The 21,498-nt window shown below is 69.3% G+C and carries 17 protein-coding genes; 6 read left to right on the plus strand and 11 right to left on the minus strand.

Features of this window, described 5'->3' with window-relative positions:
• Window positions 1-17: 17 nt before the first annotated feature.
• The 4 genes from ACRWNM_RS08025 to sucC all read right to left on the minus strand — a co-directional run bounded on the left by ACRWNM_RS08025 (window position 18) and on the right by sucC (window position 5,066).
• Window positions 18-1,598, minus strand: coding sequence for a cell division protein PerM (locus tag ACRWNM_RS08025; protein WP_431965045.1), 1,581 nt, complete (start codon window positions 1,596-1,598; stop codon window positions 18-20).
• A gap of 171 nt (window positions 1,599-1,769) precedes the next feature.
• Window positions 1,770-2,807: a DUF5336 domain-containing protein gene (locus tag ACRWNM_RS08030; RefSeq protein WP_431965047.1), complete on the minus strand. Its 1,038-nt coding sequence runs from the start codon at window positions 2,805-2,807 to the stop codon at window positions 1,770-1,772.
• A 166-nt stretch (window positions 2,808-2,973) separates the two neighbouring features.
• Window positions 2,974-3,888 (minus strand): succinate--CoA ligase subunit alpha, encoded by a 915-nt coding sequence (sucD, locus tag ACRWNM_RS08035; protein ID WP_431965049.1) that lies wholly within the window; start codon window positions 3,886-3,888, stop codon window positions 2,974-2,976.
• 11 nt (window positions 3,889-3,899) lie between these two features.
• Window positions 3,900-5,066: an ADP-forming succinate--CoA ligase subunit beta gene (sucC, locus tag ACRWNM_RS08040; RefSeq protein ID WP_431965051.1), complete on the minus strand. Its 1,167-nt coding sequence runs from the start codon at window positions 5,064-5,066 to the stop codon at window positions 3,900-3,902.
• Window positions 5,067-5,631: 565 nt separating this feature from the next.
• Between sucC and ACRWNM_RS08045 the strand changes: the two genes are divergently transcribed.
• Window positions 5,632-6,936 carry a M23 family metallopeptidase gene (locus ACRWNM_RS08045; protein ID WP_431965053.1) on the plus strand — a complete coding sequence of 435 codons (1,305 nt, stop codon included), beginning with the start codon at window positions 5,632-5,634 and terminating at the stop codon, window positions 6,934-6,936.
• 70 nt (window positions 6,937-7,006) lie between these two features.
• Complete coding sequence (locus ACRWNM_RS08050) at window positions 7,007-8,419, plus strand: DUF1731 domain-containing protein (protein WP_431965055.1); 1,413 nt, start codon at window positions 7,007-7,009, stop codon at window positions 8,417-8,419.
• Here ACRWNM_RS08050 and ACRWNM_RS08055 read toward each other — a convergent pair.
• A complete protein-coding gene (locus tag ACRWNM_RS08055) occupies window positions 8,416-8,841 on the minus strand; it encodes a hypothetical protein (protein ID WP_431965057.1) in 426 nt (141 codons plus the stop codon). The genes ACRWNM_RS08050 and ACRWNM_RS08055 overlap by 4 nt on opposite strands.
• 75 nt (window positions 8,842-8,916) lie before the next feature.
• On the minus strand, window positions 8,917-11,625 hold the full coding sequence (gene pcrA, locus ACRWNM_RS08060; RefSeq protein WP_431965059.1) for a DNA helicase PcrA: 2,709 nt from the start codon (window positions 11,623-11,625) through the stop codon (window positions 8,917-8,919).
• A 384-nt stretch (window positions 11,626-12,009) separates the two neighbouring features.
• Here pcrA and ACRWNM_RS08065 point away from each other — a divergent pair, with 384 nt between their 5' ends.
• A complete protein-coding gene (locus tag ACRWNM_RS08065; RefSeq protein ID WP_357451981.1) occupies window positions 12,010-12,303 on the plus strand; it encodes a chorismate mutase in 294 nt (97 codons plus the stop codon).
• 133 nt (window positions 12,304-12,436) lie between these two features.
• Here ACRWNM_RS08065 and ACRWNM_RS08070 read toward each other — a convergent pair whose 3' ends face one another.
• Window positions 12,437-13,891, minus strand: a complete 1,455-nt coding sequence (locus ACRWNM_RS08070) for an NAD-dependent succinate-semialdehyde dehydrogenase (protein ID WP_431965062.1) — start codon at window positions 13,889-13,891, stop codon at window positions 12,437-12,439.
• 120 nt (window positions 13,892-14,011) lie between these two features.
• On the opposite strand from ACRWNM_RS08070, the gene pgi reads away from it, so the two are divergent.
• Window positions 14,012-15,649 carry a glucose-6-phosphate isomerase gene (gene pgi / locus ACRWNM_RS08075; RefSeq protein ID WP_431965064.1) on the plus strand — a complete coding sequence of 546 codons (1,638 nt, stop codon included), beginning with the start codon at window positions 14,012-14,014 and terminating at the stop codon, window positions 15,647-15,649.
• 10 nt (window positions 15,650-15,659) lie between these two features.
• Here pgi and ACRWNM_RS08080 read toward each other — a convergent pair whose 3' ends face one another.
• The 4 genes from ACRWNM_RS08080 to ACRWNM_RS08095 all read right to left on the minus strand — a co-directional run bounded on the left by ACRWNM_RS08080 (window position 15,660) and on the right by ACRWNM_RS08095 (window position 19,304).
• Window positions 15,660-16,283, minus strand: coding sequence for a potassium channel family protein (locus ACRWNM_RS08080; RefSeq protein WP_431965066.1), 624 nt, complete (start codon window positions 16,281-16,283; stop codon window positions 15,660-15,662).
• Window positions 16,284-16,360: 77 nt separating this feature from the next.
• On the minus strand, window positions 16,361-17,032 hold the full coding sequence (locus ACRWNM_RS08085) for a nucleoside/nucleotide kinase family protein (RefSeq protein ID WP_431965068.1): 672 nt from the start codon (window positions 17,030-17,032) through the stop codon (window positions 16,361-16,363).
• Between the two features lie 24 nt (window positions 17,033-17,056).
• Window positions 17,057-18,679 (minus strand): acyl-CoA dehydrogenase family protein, encoded by a 1,623-nt coding sequence (locus ACRWNM_RS08090; protein ID WP_431965070.1) that lies wholly within the window; start codon window positions 18,677-18,679, stop codon window positions 17,057-17,059.
• Complete coding sequence (locus tag ACRWNM_RS08095) at window positions 18,666-19,304, minus strand: TetR/AcrR family transcriptional regulator (RefSeq protein ID WP_431965072.1); 639 nt, start codon at window positions 19,302-19,304, stop codon at window positions 18,666-18,668. Before ACRWNM_RS08095 ends, ACRWNM_RS08090 begins: the two co-directional genes overlap by 14 nt.
• Before the next feature lie 125 nt (window positions 19,305-19,429).
• Here ACRWNM_RS08095 and ACRWNM_RS08100 point away from each other — a divergent pair, with 125 nt between their 5' ends.
• Window positions 19,430-20,191 (plus strand): crotonase/enoyl-CoA hydratase family protein, encoded by a 762-nt coding sequence (locus ACRWNM_RS08100; protein ID WP_431965074.1) that lies wholly within the window; start codon window positions 19,430-19,432, stop codon window positions 20,189-20,191.
• A 2-nt stretch (window positions 20,192-20,193) separates the two neighbouring features.
• Complete coding sequence (locus ACRWNM_RS08105) at window positions 20,194-21,495, plus strand: hypothetical protein (protein WP_431965076.1); 1,302 nt, start codon at window positions 20,194-20,196, stop codon at window positions 21,493-21,495.
• The last annotated feature ends 3 nt before the right edge of the window (window positions 21,496-21,498 follow it).

Here is a 21,498-nt window from a genome sequence, read left to right on the forward strand (position 1 = left end):
TCTCGCGGCAGCGCCCGCTAACGCCTGCCGTCGGCGCGGGGGTCGAAGTCCGAATCGGTCTCGACGACTTCCGCGTCGACGATGTCGGGAACCGCCTGGCGCGGGGCGGTGGCGCGGGTGGGCGGTTCATCGATGAGTTCGGCGTCGAGCGCGTCCGGGTCGTCGTCGTAGTACGAGTCGTGGTCGTAGTACCCGTCGTCGTAGGACCCGTCGTCGCGATAGTCGTCGTCGTAGTCGTCGTCTTCGCGGTAGTCGTCATCCGCGTAGTCGCGGTAGCCGTCGGACTCGTAGTCGTCGTCGTAGTAGTCCGCGTCGGGGTCGTAGTCCCCGTCGTCATCGTCGTAGTAGTCCGAAACGGGAAGCGTCGCGCCGACCGGAGCGATGAAGTACCGGGCGCAGACCAGGCCGACATAGCCCGCCCCGGCCAGCCACGCGAAGCTCACCAGGGCGAAGATGGGCAGTTCCAGGCCGACCCGCCCGAAGGTGCCCAATTCCCCGCCCGCGAGCGCGCCGAACAGGACGAGCAGCAGGGTCGCCGCACCGGCGGAGGTCAGCGTCGCCCACGGGGCGGTGAGGCGGTCGCCCGAGGTGCGTCCGGCGTCGACGCCGCCGAGCACGCCGACCGCGGCGGGGATCACCAGCAGCGCCGCCCACCAGACCGACGCGGGACCGGTCGGCACCGCCGCCATCACCGGCACCGCCGGGACCGGCCCGCCGACCACGCCGAACAGACCGATCGACGCCACGCCGAAATTCGCGCCCGCGCCCATCAGCACGCCCACCGCGCCGAGCGCCACGTTGGGCAGGTAGGCCAGCGAGAGCAGCGTCAGACCGATGAATCCCCAGGCATTCCCGGCGGTGCGGTAGGTGTCGCCGATATCGGACCAATGGGCGAGGAACGACACCAGCGTGACCGCGGCGGCGCAGCCGAGCAGCCGCAGCACGGTACGGCCCGCGCCGTAGACTCCCGCGATCACCCATTCCGGCGCCCGAAGCAGGTCGAACATCCGGCGTCGCATCCGCAGCGCGATACCCGCGCCCGCCGCGCCGAGATGCAGGAAGACGACCCAGCCGAAGGCGGCGAGGGTGTCCGGCGGTTGCAGCGCGACAACAGCGGAGGCGTCTTCGGCCACCGCCAGACAGACGGCGGTGAGCAGCAGCGGTCCGCCCAGCGCCGCGCCGACGACCCAGCCGATCTCGGTGCGCGAACTGTTCGGCGTCACCGCCCGATAGCACTCCCGGCCCGCCGCGCCGAGCAGCAGCGCGGTCGGCAGCAGCGGGAACAGGCCGAGCGTGGTCTTTCCGATCACCAACGGAACCTGGTGCAGCGCAAGCCAGCTCGCCGCGACGGCGCCCGTGGCGCCCGCCATCGCGCTGCGCGCGGCGAACAAGGTGACCAGCACGAGCACCACGATCGCGCTCAGCGCGAAGGCAGCGGGGCGGGCCGCGACCAGCAGCAGCACCCTGGCACGTTCCGGGGTCAGGGACAGGAACCCGGACTCGTCGGCCTCGGGCGGATGACCGCTACGCATCGGGGATTCCGATGTGTCGGAGCCCCAGCCGGTCCAGCGGGCGAGCGAGTTCCTCGGTGAGTTCATGCCTTCGCCTCGCTGACACTCGGCTCCGGCAAGCGCGAAACGCGCCGGCACATGATTCGCTCACTGCGTTCCCTCATGGCACTTCAGCGTGACACCTCTCCCGAGGTGAGCGGGTCAGGCGCGCCGCGAGCACCCACCCGGACGGGTAGGTGCTCGCGAAACCTGCGTCGATTACTTGTTGTTGTCGTCCGACGGACGGAAGGCCTGGGTGGCGTCGCTGGCCGGGTCGGAGGTCTTCTCGCCGCCGAACGGCTGGCCCTGCTGGCTCTGGCCGTAGCCGGGAGCCCCGTACTGCTGCTGGCCGGGCTGAGCGCCGCCGAAGTGCTGCGTCGCGCCCTCGTCCGGACGCGGCTGCTGCTGCGCGGGCGCGGCGCCGTACGGCGAACCCTGCTGCGGCGCACCGTAACCCGGCTGCTGGCCGTAGGACGGCTGGCCGTAGGTCTGCCCCGGCTGCTGACCGTAGGCAGGCTGGCTCGGCTGGCTCTGGCCATACGGCTGCTGCTGCTGGTACTGCGGGCCGGTGCCGTAGCCCGCTTGCCCGTAGGACTGGCCAGGCTGCTGACCGTACACGGGCTGGCTCGGCTGGCTCTGCTGACCGTACTGACCGCCCTGGCCGAACTGCTGCTGGCCGTAGCCGCCCTGGGCCTGACCGCCGAAACCGCCCTGCGCGGGCGCGGGCTTCGGGGCCGGGGGCTTGATGACGCCCGCCTCGAACAGCACCGCGGCGATCGCGACACCGGTCTGCACCAGCGCGAGGAAGATCAGCACCCACGCGCCGAACTCGGTCGCCAGCGGATCCGGCAGCGAGATGGTCTGGAACAGCAGGGTGAGGAACCCCGCGGCCGACGCGGCGGCGGCCGCGCCCTTCCAATTCTGCTTCGGCAGCACCGAGACTCCCGCGAGCAGACCGCCGAGTAGCAACAGCCCCAGCGCGGCGGTCGCGCCGAACGGCGTGAAGGCGTTGTAGCTGTCGCCGGTGATGGTGGCACCGGAGCGCTCGACCTCCTCCACCGAGAACGGCAGGAATCCGAGCAAGAAGTTGATCACGCCGAGCGCGGCGACACCGACCACCAGGAAGAACGGCAGGCCCTTGGCATCGGAACCGGAAGCGCTCGCACCTGTGCTGGCACCACTGCCCGTCTGGCCGAGGCTGGGTGCGGAGGGCGTCGCGGGTGTGTTGTACCCAGAGCCCCCGGTCGGGTATGACATGTCGTCGTCTCCTACGTCGAGTCGTTGTTCGCCTGGATCACTCTTGACGCTACTGCACCAGACCGTTCGGGTCACCCTCGAGCAGCAGGCCGAACGGCCTTGCCACCGCACGACGAAGGCCGCCCTCCCTGCGAAAAGGCGGCCCTCGTAACGATTTCGGACTGGATCAGGCGCTGATGCTCGCCTGCTCCAGGATCTCGCGAGCCAGCGCGGCGGTCTCGGACGGCGTCTTGCCGACCTTCACGCCCGCAGCCTCCAGCGCGTCCTTCTTCGCCTGGGCGGTGCCCGCCGAACCGGAGACGATGGCGCCCGCGTGACCCATGGTCTTGCCCTCGGGGGCGGTGAAGCCCGCGACGTAGCCGACCACCGGCTTGGTGACGTTGGCCTTGATGTAGGCCGCGGCCCGCTCCTCGGCGTCGCCGCCGATCTCGCCGATCATGACGATGAGCTTGGTCTCCGGGTCCTTCTCGAACGCCTCGATGGCGTCGATGTGGGTGGTGCCGATGACCGGGTCGCCGCCGATGCCGATGGCGGTGGAGAAGCCGAAATCACGCAGCTCGTACATCATCTGGTAGGTCAGCGTGCCGGACTTGGAGACCAGGCCGACCGGGCCCTTGCCGGTGATGTTGGCCGGGGTGATGCCGACCAGCGACTCGCCGGGGGTGATGATGCCGGGGCAGTTCGGGCCGATGATCCGGGTCTTGTTGCCCTTCTCCACGTTGTAGGCCCACGCGTAGGCGGTGTCCTGCACCGGGATGCCCTCGGTGATGACCACCAGCAGCGGGATCTCCGCGTCGATGGCCTCGATGATGGCGTCCTTCGAGAACTTCGGCGGCACGAACGCGATGGACACGTCGGCGCCGGTCGCCTTCATGGCTTCTTCGACGGTGCCGAAGACCGGCAGCTCGATCGCGTTGCCGTCCTTGTCGGTGTGCGCGACGGTGGTGCCCGCCTTGCGCGCGTTGACACCGCCGACGACCTGGGTGCCCGCCTTGAGCATCAGTGCGGTGTGCTTGGTGCCCTCGCCGCCGGTGATGCCCTGGACGATGACCTTCGAGTCCTTGTTCAGGAAGATAGACATTTCCGGTTTCCTTACTTGGCCGCTGCCAGTTCGGCGGCCTTGTCGGCGCCTTCGTCCATTGTCTGCGCAAGCGTGATCAGCGGGTGCGCGGCGTCGACCAGGATCTTGCGACCCTCGTCGACCTTGTTTCCGTCGAGACGGACGACGAGCGGCTTGTTCGCCTCGGGGCCGAGGATCTCCAGCGCCTTCACAATGCCGTTGGCGACCGCGTCACAGGCGGTGATGCCGCCGAAGACGTTGACGAACACGCTCTTGACCTGCTGGTCGCCCAGGATGACGTCGAGCCCGGCCGCCATCACCTCGGCCGAGGCGCCGCCACCGATGTCGAGGAAGTTGGCCGGCTTGACGCCGCCGTGGTTCTCGCCCGCGTAGGCGACGACATCGAGGGTCGACATGACCAGACCGGCGCCGTTGCCGATGATGCCGACCTCGCCGTCCAGCTTGACGTAGTTGAGGTCGTTCTCCTTGGCCTTCAGCTCCAGCGGGTCGGTCGCGTCCTTGTCCGCGAACGCCTCGTGTCCGGGCTGGCGGAACTCGGCGTTCTCGTCCAGGGTGACCTTGCCGTCCAGGGCGAGGATCTCGTCCTGCGGGGTGCGCACCAGCGGGTTGACCTCGACCAGGGTGGCGTCCTCGTTGACGAACACCTCCCACAGCTTCTGAATGGTCACCGCCGCGGCGTCCAGCACGTCGGCGGGCAGGTGGCCCTGCTCGGCGATCGAACGCGCGAACGCGAGGTCGACACCCTTCACGGCGTCGACGGGGACCTTGGCGAGGCGCTCGGGCTTGGTCGCGGCGACCTCTTCGATCTCCATGCCGCCTTCCACCGAGCACATGGCCAGGTAGGTGCGGTTGGAACGATCCAGCAGGAAGGAGATGTAGTACTCCTCCGCGATGTCCTTGGCCTCGGCGACAAGGATCTTCTTGGTGATGTGGCCCTTGATGTCCAGGCCGATGATGTTCTGCGCGTGCGTGAACGCGTCCTCCGGGGTACCGGCGTACTTGACGCCGCCCGCCTTACCGCGGCCACCGGCCTTGACCTGGGCCTTGATCATCACCGGCTTGCCGATTTCCTCCGCGATGGCGCGGGCGTCCTCGGCCGTGTCCGTGACGCGGCCCTCGGACGAAGGCACTCCGTGCTTAACGAAGAGCTCCTTCGCCTGATATTCGAAGAGATCCATGTACTCACCGTCTCGTCTGCGTTGTGATGACAACGTCTTTGTTGGCGGCCCGACGTCGGAAGCGGGTCGGGTCGGACTCTAACCAGTCACATGGAGTGCCAATCGGCCACGTTCATCCTAAGTGGCGCAGGTCACGGGCGGCGCCGCGGGCCGGAAAAACCCCTGGCCAACGCTACTGGCGAGTAGTTTGTTGTCGGTTTGCCAGGTAGAGCCACCCAAGCCGGGATCCGACGGCGATCTACTACGAATCGTCGTCGCTCAACCTCACTCGAGTGCCCCGAAAACAGTGAGTTATTCCGTGCTGTTACGGTGATCAATCTCACATGCTTGGACAGATCGTCCGCAACGCTTGCGGACCCCGCAATCGTTTCGTTACCGTAAATGCGGTCGATGTCACAACTATGTCACGACTCCGTTGTTCCAAAGATTCAGGAGGACGGCAAGCCTTGATGCAGCACAACGCTCCGCGGACGGTGAGTCAGCCTGCGGACGAGCTTTCGACGTCGACCCTCTGCCGATCTCTCGGCACCGTCATCATCTCCCGCTCCACGATGTGGCACCGCCGATGAACCATCGCTCCACCCTCGTTCCCGATCATCGCGCTCGCTCGGGACATCGTTATCGCGACGACGAATTCGCCCACGACGATCACGACAGACGCGCCTTCCCGTCGTCCAACAACCATTACGCCGCCGCCGCGGGTAGTGCCGCGACCGGATACGCCGCGAGCGACGCGTACAGCGACGAGAGCGCCTACGGTTCCGAGAACGCCTACGGCGCCGAGAACACGTCCGCCTGGTCCGCGAACACCGAATGGACCGAGCAGGATTCGTGGTCCGACGGCGGCGCGTGGTCCGGGAACGACTCCTGGTCGCCGGACGCGGACGAGGCGTGGACGCCGCCCGCCGACAACGCGTGGACGCCCGACAACGGGTGGACCCAGCAGCCCGGCGCGGAATGGGCGCAGGAAACGGACGACTCCTGGGGAGCCGAGTCGAACAACGGCTGGTCGGCGGAGACCGACGGCACCTGGACGTCCGACGAGGACGACTGGGGCTCGGACAACTGGTTCGCCGAAGCCACCGAAGACAAGGTCGCGCCGACCGTCATCCCGGCGAGAGGCGCGAACAGACGTGGCGGTGGCGCACACCGGATGCCCGCGCCGCCCGCCGCGCTGAAGGGCCGCGCCGCGGTCGTCGCCGTCGCCGCGGGCGCGGTCGTCGCCGCGGGACAGGCCGCGATGGCCTCGCCCGAGCAGCCTTCGCAGAGCATCGACTACGAGGCCGCCGGACAGATCCACGAGATCGCCGCCCAATCGGTCAGCCTGGCCGACCCGAATTCCGCGCCCGGCTCGCCGCAGGTGCTGAACGTCTCCACCCCGGCGAACCTCGGTCAGTTCAACGACATCCTGGAGAAGGGCCGCAAGTACGCGGAGGATCTCGCCGCCGCGGAGGCCGCGAAGCTGCGCCCGCTGTTCGCGCGGTTCGCCGCGGGCAACTTCACCTCCGGCTTCGGCGCCCGCTGGGGCGTCCAGCACCTCGGCATCGACGTCGCGGGCCCGATCGGCACCCCCATCTACGCGGTCGCCGACGGCACCGTCATCGAGGCCGGTCCGGCCGCCGGATTCGGCATGTGGGTGCGCGTGCGGCACGACGACGGCACCGTCACCATCTACGGCCACGTCGATACCACAACGGTCTCGCAGGGCGAACGGGTGCTGGCGGGCGACCAGATCGCCACCATGGGCAACCGCGGTTTCTCCACCGGTCCGCACGTGCACTTCGAGGTCTGGCTCAACGGCGTCGACAAGGTCGACCCGCTGCCCTGGCTCGCGACCCGCGGTATCGGCCTCGGCCCCCAGCGGGACTGACCCGGCGCGACCGGCACGCGTGAGCAACGGCACGCTTCCCGCGCCGTCGTCCGCGTTCTAGCGTCAGGGTATGGCTCGTACAACGAGGTACACCCAATTCATCGCGCTGCCACCGGAACTCGTGTGGCAGGTAGTGAGCGATCCCGCTCGGTGGCCCGAGTGGAACCCGGCTGTCGTCTCGGTCCGGCTGCACGGCCCCGTCGAGGTCGGCTCGACCGGCGACTATCTACCGCGCGGACGTTTCGTGGGCGCGATGCACGGCCGTACGGCGCCGCCGTTCGCGATCACCGTCCTGCGCCCGCAGCGCGAACTGACCATCGAGCAGCCGGAACCGGCGGGGCGGATGCGGCTGACCTGGCGCCTCACTCCCGTCGCAGGCGGCACGAACCTCACCCAGGAACTGACCTTCTCCGGACCTTCGGCCACGGCGGCGCGCACCGTGGTCGCCCGTCTGCTGGAACAGGATTCGCGCGTCTGCTTCGCGCGACTGGCCCGACTGGCCGGTCTCGCTCCGGAACCAGACGCACTGACGGTCGTGATCGCGGGCGGCACCGGCGCGCTCGGCAGGCAGCTCGCCGCCGACCTCGTCTGCCGCGGACAGCGAGTCACCATCCTGACCCGTCGCCGCGATCCCGCGCTACCGTTCGAGCAAGTCGAATGGGACGGTATGTCCGTGGGTAAATGGGTTGCGGCACTTGATAATCCAGGACACACTGCGATCGTCAACCTGGCGGGCAAGCTGGTGGATTGCCGCCCGACCGAACGTAATGTCGCCGAATTGCGCAGCAGCCGAGTCGATCCCACGAGCGCCTTGGTCGCCGCCGCGGCCGCCCTGCCCGCACCGGTCGATTACTGGGTGCAGGCCAGCACCACGGCGATCTGGTCCGACGCGGGCGAGATCCGTTGCACCGAAACGACTCCGCTGCCCGTCGGTCTGCCGCAGATGACCGGCGTGGCCGAACCATGGGAACGCGCCTTCGAAGGCGCGAACACCAAGCGCCACACCATCCTGCGCACATCCATCGTGCTCGACCCGCACGCACCCGCGCTGCGGCGGCTCTGCCAGCTGACCAGCGCCGGCCTCGGCGGGCGAGTCGGGCACGGAGACCAGTGGTTCAGCTGGATCCACATCGAAGACTGGTTGGGCATCGTCCGCGCGGCACTCGGGCTGGACCCCGAAGTCATCCTGCCGGATGGAATCCTGGTGGCCGCCACCGACTTCCCGGTGCGCAACCGCGACCTGATGGCCTCGCTCCGCCACCACCTCCACCGCCCGCCCGCACCCCCGACTCCGGCACCGGTACTGAAGCTCGGCGCGGTCTTTCTGCGGACGGATGCGGCGCTGGGGTTGACCGGGCGGCACGCTACGTCGGCGGTGCTCGATGAGGCGGGGTTCCGGTTTCGGTATCCGCGATTGGATGACGCGTTGAGGGATCTACTGCCGCATCGAGGTACCGCCGACCTGGAATCCGGCAACACCTAAGGCGCGGCGGCGATCGCCAACCCCACGAGCGCCACCACCTTCGCGACTTCCAGCCCGATGTACCAGTAGTGCGCGTGCGAGCGGGGCAGTTCCTCGCCCGCGAGCACTCGGTCGGAGCGGCGGGTGAGGGGTGGGCGGACGACGAGGATCTGGGCGGCCAGGATCGCCACGGCGATGCCGAGCCACACCCAGGTCGCCGTCTTCGGCCCGAGCACCACGCAGGAAAGCACCAGCGCCACCGCCAGTGCCGTTTCCGCGATGTTCAACGCGCGGAACACGATTCGCCCGATTCCGAGCCCTAAGGCCAGCGTCACCCCTGGCGCGCGGAATTTCAGCGGCGCTTCGAGGAACGAGATGGCCAGCACCATGCCGAGCCACAGCATGGGCAGGAACCACACCAGATGTTGCGCGACGATCTCCACCCGCCGGACGCTACCGGGTTCCCGCGGCGTCCTGCAGGGCCGAACGGCACCTGGCGATAGGCCGACCCGCAGGTGTCAGAGCTTCACCAAGGTCCGGCTGTACTGCGGGATGAGACGGATCTTGCCCGCGGTGCCGAAGTCGATCGTCACCGTCGCCAGCGGGCCGAAGCCTTCGGCGGCGATCACGCGGCCGAGGCCGTACTTGTCGTCGCTGACTCGGTCGCCCACCGCCAGCACGAGATTGGTGTTGTTGCGTGCGGCGCCGCCGGGAGCGGGGCGGCGCGGACCCCGATCGGGGCGCACGCCGGGACGCTCGGACCAGCCGTCGCCGCGCGTCCAGTCCCGTTCCAGCCCGTCGTCGTCGCCGCGCCGCCGGATACCTCTGGACGCCGAGGAACTCGCGGGTTCCAGTCGCCGCCAGTCCATCAGATGGCCTGGGATCTCCTGGAGGAAGCGCGACTCCGGGTTGGACACCGGCTGCCCCCAGCCGGAACGAACCACCGCGCGAGTCACGTAGAGCCGACGCCGGGCCCTGGTGATGCCGACGTACGCGAGGCGGCGTTCCTCGGCCAGCTCGGTGGGATCGCCGAGCGCGCGCATGTGCGGGAACTGGCCGTCCTCCCAGCCGGTCACGAAGACCACCGGGAACTCCAGGCCCTTGGCGGTGTGCAGCGTCATCATGGTGACCACGCCGGAGCCCTCGTCCGGAATCTGGTCGGTGTCGGCGACCAGCGAGACGCGTTCCAGGAACGCCGCGAGCGAGCCCGGGTCCGGTTCGCCGTCGCCGAGCTCGGGCACCAGGCCCTCCTCGCGCGCCGCGACGGCGTTGTTGTACGCCTCGGAGCTGAACTCGCGCGCCACGCTGACCAGTTCGTTCAGGTTGTCCAGCCGGGCGCCGTCCTGCGGGTCGTCGGACGCCTCCAGTTCGGCGCGGTACCCGGTGCGATCGAGCACGGCCTCCACCACATTGCCCACGTCGGGGAAGTCGGCGTCGGCCTGCACGCCCGCCGCCCTGATCTCCTCGAGCAGCTCGAGGAATCCGGAGATCGCCCGCTGCGCACGGGTGTTCAGCAGCGCGACCTTGCCGTCGGCGGCATCGCGCAGCGCCGCGGCGAAACCGATCTCGCGCTGTTCGGCGTGCACGGCCACGCACGCCTCGGCGCGGTCGCCGATGCCGCGGCGCGGGGTGTTGAGGATACGGCGCAGGCTCACCGCGTCGTCGGGGTTCTCCAGCACGCGCAGGTAGGCGACAATATCGCGCACTTCTTTGCGCTCGTAGAACCGGACGCCGCCGACCACCTTGTACGGCAGGCCCATCCGGATGAAGATCTCTTCCAGCGCACGGGAGTTGTTGTTGGTGCGATAGAACACCGCGACATCGCCGTAGTTGGCCTCGCCCTGATCGACGAGCCGGTCGATCTCGCGGGCCACGAACGAGGCCTCGTCGTGCTCGTTGTCGGCCACATAACCGACAATCAGATCGCCCTCGCCGGAATCGGTCCACAGCCGCTTCTCGCGCCTGCCCTCGTTGCGCGAGATGACCGCGTTCGCCGCCGACAGGATGTGCTGAGTGGAACGGTAGTTCTGCTCGAGCAGAATGGTCTCCGCGTCGGGGAAATCGCGCTCGAATTCCTCGATGTTGCGAATGGTCGCGCCGCGAAACGCGTAGATGGACTGGTCGGCGTCGCCGACGACGCACAGTTCGCTGGGCGGCGCTCCCGCGTCGTCCTCGTCGCCCTGTTCCGCCTGTGCGGTGTGATGGCCGACGAGTTCCCGCACCAGCACGTACTGCGCGTGGTTGGTGTCCTGGTACTCGTCGACGAGTACGTGCCGGAACCGACGGCGGTAGTACTCCGCGACCTGCGGATGGTTCTGCAGCAGCGCGACCGTCTCGCCGATCAGGTCGTCGAAGTCCAGCGCGTTGGCCGCGCGCAGCCGCCGCTGGTATTCGGTGTACACCCGGGCCACCAAGCCGGGCAGTTCGGTGTCGTCCGATTCGGCGTCCGCGGTGGCCCGCTCCGGCCCGATCAACTCGTTCTTCAGATTCGAGATCGCGGTCGCCAGAAGTCGCGCGGAGTATTTCTTCGTATCGATGTCGAAGTCGCGGCTGATCATCGTCAGCAATCGCCGCGAATCATCGGCGTCGTAGATCGAGAAATTGGAATTCAAGCCGGGCAGCAGGGCCGCCTGCATACGCAGGATCCGCACACAACTGGAGTGGAAAGTGGAAACCCACATGTTGTTCGCGCGCGGTCCGACCAGCCCGATCACCCGCTCCCGCATCTCGGCGGCAGCCTTGTTGGTGAACGTGATCGCCAGGATCTGGCCCGGCGTGACGCCGCGCGCGGCGAGCAGATAGGCGATGCGGCGGGTCAGCACGGCGGTCTTTCCCGAGCCCGCGCCCGCGACGATGAGCAGGGGTGAACCGCTGTGCACGACCGCGGCCCGCTGCTGCGGATTGAGCCCGTCGAGCAGTCGCTCGGTCTCCTCCGCGCGCTGGCGATCCCGCTCGGCCCGACGCTCGGCTTGCTCGTCGGCGCGACGCTGCGCTTGCTCGGCCAGCGACACTGGAGCCTGTTCGCCGAGAGAACGTGCGCCTTGTTCGGCCGACGACCGTGGGGCTCGTTCCGCCGAAGAGGGCGGCGGCTCTTGTCCGGCCGAAGATCGCGGCGCGTCGGACTGCTCCGCTGCCGCGGCCGCATCGGCCGCTAGCTGCGGAGTTGGGTTCACGTCCTGATGCCGATTCCGACCGGCCTGCGTCTGGGGAGCCACCGTGATGTCCATTGCCCATCCACGCTACCGGCGGCCACCGACACAAGCGAAGCCCCCGGGTGCGCTCCCGGCCGCGCAACGGCCACCGGCTAACATTCAGTGAACACCTCCCGGCGCGAGACCACGCAAAACTGCCCGACTCGTTCTCAGCAGATTCACAAAATCAGACGTTTTGCATTGGTTCGGCCGCGTGGCAGACTGGCCCCATGGTCAGCGTTACCGCGATGTGTCCGATTCGGTTATCCTCCGGAAATCGGTCTCGCGGAGCCTTGTAGCCGACCACACGCTTCTGGGGGGACTATAGAAGCCCACCAGGTCTGTTTCACGGTGAAAGAACGGGAAGGTAACGCGCCGCGCGCACCCGCCGATCCACGTTCTGACACGAGGAGATGAATGATGAGCACCCCTGCCACGACCACCGGGTCCGACGCGGCGCTGCCGCAGACCGAGGCGGAGATCGACAAGCTCCGCAAGGAGATCGACCAGCTCGATGCCGAGATCCTCGCCGCCATCAAGCGACGCAGCGAGATCTCCCGGTTGATCGGACGGACTCGGATGGCCTCCGGTGGCCCGCGACTGGTGCACAGCCGCGAAATGAAGGTGCTGGAGCGCTTCAGCGAACTCGGCCAGGAGGGCCATACCCTCGCCATGCTGCTGCTGCGTCTCGGACGTGGCCGCCTCGGCCACTGACCCCTCGTTCTCCTGCCGCCTCGAGCGGCACGCGAGCCTTGCGGTGATCGCAAGACCACCGCCTCCACAGGCCGCCCCGGGTGTCCGAACCCCGGGGCGGTCCTTGCGTTTTCAGGTCACCTCGGCGCGCCGGTCAGGTCAGCGCGATGTACTTCGTCGACAGATACTCCTCGATGCCCTCGATGCCGCCTTCGCGGCCGAACCCGGAGGCCTTCACGCCGCCGAACGGCGCGGCCGGATCGGAGATGACGCCGCGGTTGACGCCCACCATGCCCGACTCCAAGCCCTCGGCCACCCGCAGCGCGCGGTCCAGCGTCCGCGTGTACACGTAGGCGACCAAGCCGAACTCGGTGTCGTTGGCGGCGGCGAGGCCCTCCTCCTCGGTCTCGAAACCGACGATCGGCGCGACCGGGCCGAACACCTCCTCGCGCAGGATCCTGGCCTGCGGCGGCACGTCGCTGAGAACGGTGGCCGGGTAGAACCAGCCGGGACCGCCGGGCGCCTTGCCGCCGAGGCGAACCCGCGCGCCCGCCGCGACCGCGTCGTCGACGAGTTCGCTGACGGTGGTGAGCTGGTCCTCGTTGATCAGCGGGCCGAGAGTCGTCTCGGGGTCGGTGCCGGGGCCCATGGTGACCGAGTTCGTCATCGCCTCGGCGAATTTGGCGGTGAACTCGTCGAGCACTCCGTTCTGCACGTGGAACCGGTTGGCCGCGGTGCACGCCTCGCCGCCGTTGCGCAGTTTGGCCAGCATCGCGCCCTGCACCGCCGCGTCGATATCGGCGTCGTCGAACACCACGAACGGCGCGTTGCCGCCGAGTTCCATCGAGGTGCGCAGCAGACCGTGCGCGGACTGCTGCACGAGTTTCTTGCCGACCTCGGTGGACCCGGTGAAGGTGAGTTTGCGCAGTCGCGGGTCTTCCAGCAGCGGCCCGGTCACCGCGCTGGAACGGCTGGTCGTGATGACCGAGAGCACCCCGTCGGGCAGTCCGGCCTCGCGACACAGCTGGGCGAGCAGCAGCATCGTCAGAGGCGTCTCCGAGGCGGGCTTGACGATCATGGTGCAGCCGGCGGCCAGCGCGGGACCGATCTTGCGGGTGCCCATGGCCAGCGGGAAGTTCCACGGCGTGATGGCAAGGCACGGACCCACCGGCTGCTTGTGCACCATGATCCGGCCGGTGCCGGAGGGCGCGTGCAGGTAGCGCCCGTGCACGCGCACCGCCTCCTCGCTGAACCAGCGGAAGAACTCGGCGCCGTAGCGCACCTCGTTGCGGCTCTCCGGCAATGCCTTGCCCATTTCCAGAGTCATCAGCAGCGCGAATTCCTCGGCTCGCGCGGTGATCTGCTCGAACACCGCGCGCAGGATCTCGCCCCGCTCTCTGGCCGAGGTCGCGGCCCATTCGGCCTGCACGGCGGCCGCGGCGTCGAGCGCGCGCACCGCGTCCTGCGGGCTCGCGTCGGCGACCTCGATCAGCACCTCCCCGGTCGCGGGATTGTGCACCGGAAAGGTGGCGCCGCCCTCGGCGTCGACGGGCCCACCGATCCACAGCTGCGTCGGTACGGATTGGAGTAGTTCGCGTTCGGACACCATGTCGCCAGCCTAGGCCGCGGCCCGGCCCGCCATGCCGGACTCGAACCGGAAATCGACGCGACCCGAGATTGCCCGCCTCAGCCGTGCGTCGGTGCCGCACGGTGAGTACGCTCGGCGGACGTGAGCAGCGACATCACCGCATCGGCGGCATGGCGGAAACTGCACGATCACTACAGCGCCGTGGCCGAGCGACACCTACGAGAGATCTTCGCGGACGACCCCGACCGCGGTCGTGAGCTGACCGTCCAGGTGGGCGACCTGCACATCGATTACAGCAAGCACCGGGTCACCCGGGAAACCGTGCAGCTACTCGTCGAATTGGCGTTCGAGGCGGGGGTGGCCGAGCGGCGCGACGCCATGTTCGCCGGCGCGCACATCAACACCTCCGAGGACCGCGCGGTCGGCCACGTGGCCCTGCGCCTGCCCGCGGGCGAGTCGATGATCATCGACGGCGCCGACGCGGGCGCCGAGGTGCACGAAGTGCTGCGCCGAATGGGTGAGTTCACCGACGAGCTGCGCTCGGGCCGGTGGCGCGGCGCCACCGGCGAGCGGATCGCCACCGTGGTGAACATCGGCATCGGCGGCTCGGACCTGGGCCCGGTGATGGTGCACCAGGCGCTGCGCCACTACGCCGACGCGGGCATCGGCGCCCGCTTCGTCTCGAACGTCGACCCCGCCGATCTGGTCGCCGAGCTCACCGGCCTCGATCCGGCGACCACGCTGTTCATCGTTGCGTCCAAGACGTTCTCGACGCTCGAGACCCTGACCAACGCCACCGCCGCGCGCCGCTGGCTGGTGGCCGCGCTCGGCGAGGACGCGGTCGCCAAACATTTCGTCGCGGTCTCCACCAACGCCGAGCGGGTCGCCGAATTCGGCATCGACACCGCGAACATGTTCGGCTTCTGGGACTGGGTCGGCGGCCGCTATTCGGTGGACTCGGCCATCGGGCTTTCGGTGATGGCCACCATCGGCAAGGAGCGCTTCGCGGAATTCCTGGCCGGAATGCACGCCGTGGACGTGCATTTCGCGTCCGCGCCGCTGGAGGCGAACGCGCCGGTGCTGCTCGGCCTGCTCGGCGTGTGGTACTCGAATTTCTTCGGCGCGGAATCGCGCGCGGTGCTGCCGTATTCGAACGACCTGGCGCGTTTCCCCGCCTATTTGCAGCAGCTCACGATGGAGTCGAACGGGAAGTCGGTGCACGCCGACGGTACCCCGGTCACCACCTCCACGGGCGAGATCTTCTGGGGCGAGCCGGGCACCAACGGCCAGCACGCCTTCTATCAACTGCTGCACCAGGGCACCCGGCTGATTCCCGCCGACTTCATCGGATTCGCCCGTCCCACCAGCGATCTGGCGACCCGCGACGGCACCGGCAGCATGCACGACATCCTGATGAGCAACCTGTTCGCCCAGACCAAGGTGCTCGCCTTCGGCAAGACGGCCGAGGAGATCGCAGCCGAGGGCGCCGACCCGAAGGTGGTGCCGCACAAGGTGATGCCGGGCAACCGCCCGAGCACGACCATCCTCGCGCCGCAGCTGACGCCCTCGGTGGTCGGCCAGCTCATCGCGCTCTACGAGCACCAGGTTTTCGTGGAGGGCAGCATCTGGGGGATCGATAGCTTCGACCAGTGGGGCGTCGAGCTCGGCAAACAACAGGCGCTGGCGCTCGCTCCGCTGCTCACCGCCGCTGAAGACCCCGCACCGCAGGACGATTCGTCCACCGACGCGCTCATCCGCTGGTATCGCGCCAACCGCTGACCGGAGACGTTCAGCGCCCGTCCGGCAGGGGATCTTCGCCCTCACCGGAGGCCGGGCGGCCACCGGGTTCGGCCTCCGTGCCATCCGAGGCCGTGGCATCCGGAGTGCGCATCGCGGCCGCCTCCAGCCGCCGAGAGATACCGGTGGAGACGATGGCCAGCAAGCTGCCGATGACGACCAAGTCGAAGACGATTTGCACCATGGTGGCGATGCGCGCGGCCTGTCCGACGGCATGGACGTCGCCGTAGCCGACAGTGCCCAGCGTGACGACGGTGTAGTACAGCGCGTCCGTGCGGGTCGACAATCCCTCGAACTGCCCGGGGTAGTGCACCCCGAGCCGGTAGTAGAACAGCGCGAAGAACATCGCCACCACGCAGAGCAGCAGCAGAATGCCGTCCACTCGGCCGCCCGTCATGTTCGGCGCGCGCAGGTAGCGTTCGATGCGACGCACCGTCAGCCAGATGAGCCCGCCGACGCCCGCGAGGAACGCCGCGAAGCCGAGGATTCTGCCCGGCATGTCGACGTCCATGTCCCAGTCGATCGGGACACCGTAGTAGAACAGGAGCGCGCACAGCAGCGCGGCGGCGTTCCGCAGTACGTGCACGCTCCCCGAAACCCGCTGCGACTCCGTCATGGGTCAATGATCGGCGCGGGCCTGTGGTTGCGGCGTCACACGCGCCGGGTGATGCGAGATTCGCGGTGGAGCCGCGATCAGCCGACGACGAAGTACCGTCCGTCGAGCTCGCGCAGCACGAGGTCGGCGCGCTCTCGCGTCGCGCCGACGAGGTCCGCGTTGCGCAGGTCGCTCTCGTGCACCTTCGTCCTGGCGGCCTCGGCGCTGCGTCCGCCCCGCAGGTGCCGGTCGAGCAGCCGGTCCGCCAGCACGCCGCGGTCGGCGTCGAGATACCAGCATTCGTCGAGTTCCGCGCGGACGGCCGACCAGCCGTGCCCGGCGGAGTCGTCGAGCAGCAGGTAGTTGCCCTCGGCGACGGCGATCGACTGGTCGGTGAAGACGACGCCCGCCGGTGTCGGCTCGTCCGTGACGCGATCGAACGTCGGCCACGGCACCGGCGTGCCGCGCGGGGTGTCGCGCAGGCGGCGCAGGTTCGCGACGAACCCCGCGACGTCGAAGGTGTCCGGTTCGCCCTTGCGCGCCTGGCTACGCGCCGCGCGGAGCCGTTCGTTGGACAGGTGATAACCGTCCATCGGCGCGATCTCGGCCGCCGCGGCCGGGAACGCGTCGCGAAGCAGTACCGAGAGCGTGGATTTCCCCGCTCCGGGTGGTCCCGCGATGCCGAGCAGATACCGCCGCTCCGGACGTTCGGCCGCGCGACCCAGCACCCTGCGCACCAACCGGTGCAGCGGAATCTCGACCTCGCTCACCGCGGAGACACTACCGAGCGCCGATCATGCGACGAAGGCGCGTTCGATGATGGCGCCGGTGTCGACGCCGGTCGGCAAAGTCCCGAAGGCGATGCCCCAGTCGTCGCCGAGCCGGGTGTCGCAGAAGGCGTCGGCCACCGCGGGGTGACCGTGCCGAACCAGCTGCGCGCCCTGGAGGACCAGCGCCATCAGCTCCACGACGCGCCGGGCGCGGTACTCGATGTCGCTGAGATCGGCCAGTTCCTTGCCGACCTTGGCGATGGCGTCGTCCAGGCGCGGGTTCGCGCCCTTGGCCAGCGTCACCTCGTTGAAGAAAGCCTCGACGGTCTCCGGCTGACGGCCCATGGCGCGCAGCGCGTCCAGCGCGGCCACATTGCCCGAACCCTCCCAGATCGACATCAGCGGCGCCTCGCGGTAGAGCCGCGGCATTCCCGACTCCTCGGCGTATCCGTTGCCGCCCAAGCACTCCAGCGCCTCGGCGGCGTGCGACGGAGCCCGCTTGCACACCCAGTACTTGGTGACCGCGAGCGCGATCCGGCGCAGCGCGGCCTCGGCGGGATCACCGCTCGCCCGGTCCGTGGCGCCCGCGAGCCGCATCATCACGGTGGTCGCCGCGTCGGATTCGATCACCAGGTCGGCGAGCACGTTGCGCATGGCGGGCTGGTCGATCAGCTCGGCGCCGAACGCCGCTCGATGCCTGGCGTGGTGCACGGCGTAGACGGTGCTCGCCCGCATGTTGGTGGCGGAGCCGATCACGCAGTCCAGCCGGGTCATGTTCACCATCTCGATGATGGTCTTGACGCCAGCGCCTTCCGCCCCGACCAGCCAGCCGGTGGCGTTCTCGTACTCGATCTCCGAGGAGGCGTTGGACTTGTTGCCCAGCTTGTCCTTGAGCCGTTGGATGCGAATGGGATTGCGGGCGCCGTCCGGCAGCACCCGCGGCAACAGGAAGCAGGACAGGCCTCCCGGCGCCTGGGCCAGCGTCAGGAACATGTCCGACATCGGCGCGGAGGTGAACCACTTGTGCCCGACGACGCGGTAGCTGCCGTCCGGCTGCGGGGTCGCGGTGGTGGTGTTGGCCCGCACGTCGGAGCCGCCCTGCTTCTCCGTCATCGACATGCCCGCGATCAGCCCGGCCTTGGTGGACGGTTCGCGGAGCCCGAAATCGTAGGTGCGCGAGGCGAGCAGCGGCTCGTATCGGGCGGCCAGCTCGGGGTTGTGGCGCAGCGCGGGCACGACCGCGTAGGTCATGGAGATGGGACACATGTGGCCCGCCTCGGCCACGCCCCAGGTGTAGAACTTGGCGGCGCGGGCGGTGTGCGCGCCGGGCCGGTCGTCGGTCCACGCCGAGCCGTGCAGACCGTGCTCGACCGCCACCCGCATCAGATCGTGCCAGTGCGGGTGGAACTCGACCTCGTCGACGCGGTTGCCGTAGCGGTCGTGGGTGCGCAGCACCGGCGGGTACTCGTTGGCCAGCCTGCCCCACTCCTGCGCCGCGAAACCGCCCGCGAGCCTGCCGAGTTCGTGGACCTCGTCCTCGGCCCAGCCCGCGCCCTCGCGGTGCAGGCCCTCCAGCAGCGCCGGGTTACGCCCGGCGTCGAAGGGCACGATGTTCGGGACCTGGTTGAAGACCTCATGAGTCTGCATCGGACACTCCTGTTTTCTCGGCGCTCGCCCCCGGCCGCACGCCGAGCGCGCGGATCGCGAAGGCGACGAGTTGGGGGACGACGGATTCGGCGTGCGGCGCGGCGGCGAGCGGGCCGACCAGCACTTCACCGATGGCGCCGACCAGTGCGGCGGCGCTGGTGCGCGGGTCCTGCGCGGGCAGTTCGCCGTGCGCGACGCCGTCGGCCACCGCGGATTCGAACGCCTCGGCGAAGGCGCGGCGGAAGTGCAAGCGCTCGGCGTCGACCACGGTGTCCACCGGCTCGACGAGCAGCACGTAGGCGAGCTTGGGGTTCTTCATGGCGCGTCCGGCGAAGGTCTCCACGGCCGCGGTCACCCGTTCCACCGCGGTGCCCTTCTCGGCCGCCGCGGTGACGGCGGCGACCTCCCTGGCGACGACGGTGCGGAAAACCGCGGTCACCAGATTCGCCTTGCCGTCGAAGTGCTTGTACACGGTTCCGGTGGCCACTCCGGCACGGTTCGCGACCGCGGCCATCGACAGGCCGGCGAACCCGGCCTCGGAGAGGACCTTGGTCGCGGCCTGCACGATCAGCTGCTCCTGGGCGTCCAGGCGGGCCTGGACGGCAGGGGTCCTGCGGTACGCCACGGAAGAAGTGAATCACGAATTCACTTCTTCACACAAGGGCCGGGCCGTCGTATGGTCGAGAGCGTGAGCCAGCTAGGCAGCACCCCTCTCCGCGCGGGGAGGGACGGCGATACGGAGGGGCGACAGTGAGCGTTCGCGTCGAGAAGAACGGGCCCGTGACGACGGTGATCCTGCACCGGCCGCAGGCGCGCAACGCGGTCGACGGGCCGACCGCACAGGCGCTTGCCGACGCCTTCCGCGAGTTCGACGCCGACCCTACGGCGGCGGTCGCGGTGCTCTGGGGCGAGGGCGGGACCTTCTGCGCGGGCGCCGACCTGAAGGCGCTCGGGACGGAGCGGTCCAACCGCGCCGAGGAGGACGGCGACGGCCCGATGGGCCCGACCAGGATGACGCTGTCCAAGCCGGTGATCGCCGCGATCTCCGGTTACGCGGTGGCGGGCGGACTCGAGCTGGCGCTCTGGTGCGATCTGCGAGTCGCCGAGCAGGACAGCACCTTCGGCGTCTTCTGCCGGCGCTGGGGCGTGCCGCTGATCGACGGCGGCACGATACGGCTGCCGCGGATCATCGGCATGGGCCGCGCCATGGATCTGTCGCTGACCGGCCGAGCTGTCAGCGCGCCCGAGGCGTTGCAGATCGGGTTGGTGAACCGGGTCGTGCCCACCGGACAGGCGCGCGCCGCCGCCGAGGACCTGGCGGCCGAACTCGCCAGGCTGCCGCAGACCTGTCTGCGCTCGGACCGGATGTCGATGCTCGAGCAGGACGGCATGGACGAGGCCACGGCCCTGCGCAACGAATTCCGGCACGGACTCACCGCCCTGGCCGACGGCGCGCTCGCGGGCGCCCAACGGTTCGCCGCGGGCGCGGGGCGGCACGGAGCGTCCGGCTGAGGATGGACCGCCTCGGCGTCGTCGACGAGATCTTCCTGCGCACCCACCGCGGGCTCGGCACACCCATCGCCCTCCAAGGGCTGTGGCGCACCGTCGACCGTGTCGAACCCGCACTGCTGCATCGCATCCACGGCGCGCTGCGGCCAGGCCCCTTGGGCCGCAGGGTGATCCGTTCCCGCGTGCCCGGCGCGCGTCGCGCCTGGCAGCCGAACGTCCGGGCTCACCCTCTCGACTTCATGGAAAGCACGCTCCCCCTCGACGAATTACTGCCGTGGGCGGACACCCTGGGCGCGGGCCTCGACCCGGAATTCGGCCCGGCGTGGCGGCTCGCCGCCCGCTGGCTCGCCGACGGCGGATCGGTTGTGGCGCTGACCTGTTCGCATGCGCTGGCCGATGCGCGCGGACTGGTGCACGCGGTGGATGCCGCGCTGCGCGAGGTGGTCGACGGAGCGGCTGCCGCTCATGCCGTGTCGGCCGATGCGGGGCGTCCCGAGGCCGAAGTCGAAGCGGGTGACGCACGGTCGCGCTGCGCTCGGGAGTCCGAGTGGGCGGACGCGTTTCGTCAATGGTCGACCGTGGTGGGTGGCACGATCCGTGCTCTGCGCCATGGCATTCCGGAACGGCCCGCACCCGAGGAACCCGTGCGCGCGGGCGCGGACGAACTGCGCGTGCACGGTGCGGTCGTACAGTTCCGCGCCGACGAATGGGACCGGGTGGCCGGAGAACAGGGCGGCACCGCGAACAGTCTGTTCATCCACCTGGTCGCGACACTGTTGTGGGACATCGGCTTTCCCCTTCCTGCCATCGCGGCGAGCCTCCCCGTCGACACCCGCGACGAGCCGCGCGTGGACAACGACCTCGCGATGACCGAGATCGTCGTCGATCGCGCCGACACCCCCGCGACGCTGCGCAAGAAGGCCCGCGCCGCGTACGAGCACCGGATGTCCAGCCCCGGCGGCATGCCCGAGCAACTGCTCCAGGTGATCCCCGACCGCTGGGCCCACGCCCTCGCCAAGGGCGCGGGCGAGCGAGACATCTTGTGCTCCAACATCGGAACTCTCCCCGACTCGCTGCGCACCATCGGCGGCCACCCCTGCGTCGGCGTTGCCGCCCGCGCCATCCACCCCGGCCTCACCGCCGCCCGTCTTCCGCGCACCCGCTTGTCCGGCTACCTGTGCCGCAGCGGTGACGGCTACATCCTGTCCCTGATCGGACTCGACCCCGGCATCGAATCCGGCTCGGCCCTGGCCGAACTCGCCGTCCATGCCGCCTCCCGCCTCGGGCTCGACGGCCACCCGTGGTGATCT

Source organism: Nocardia sp. bgisy134, assembly GCF_965341865.1.
Taxonomy (GTDB): domain Bacteria; phylum Actinomycetota; class Actinomycetes; order Mycobacteriales; family Mycobacteriaceae; genus Nocardia.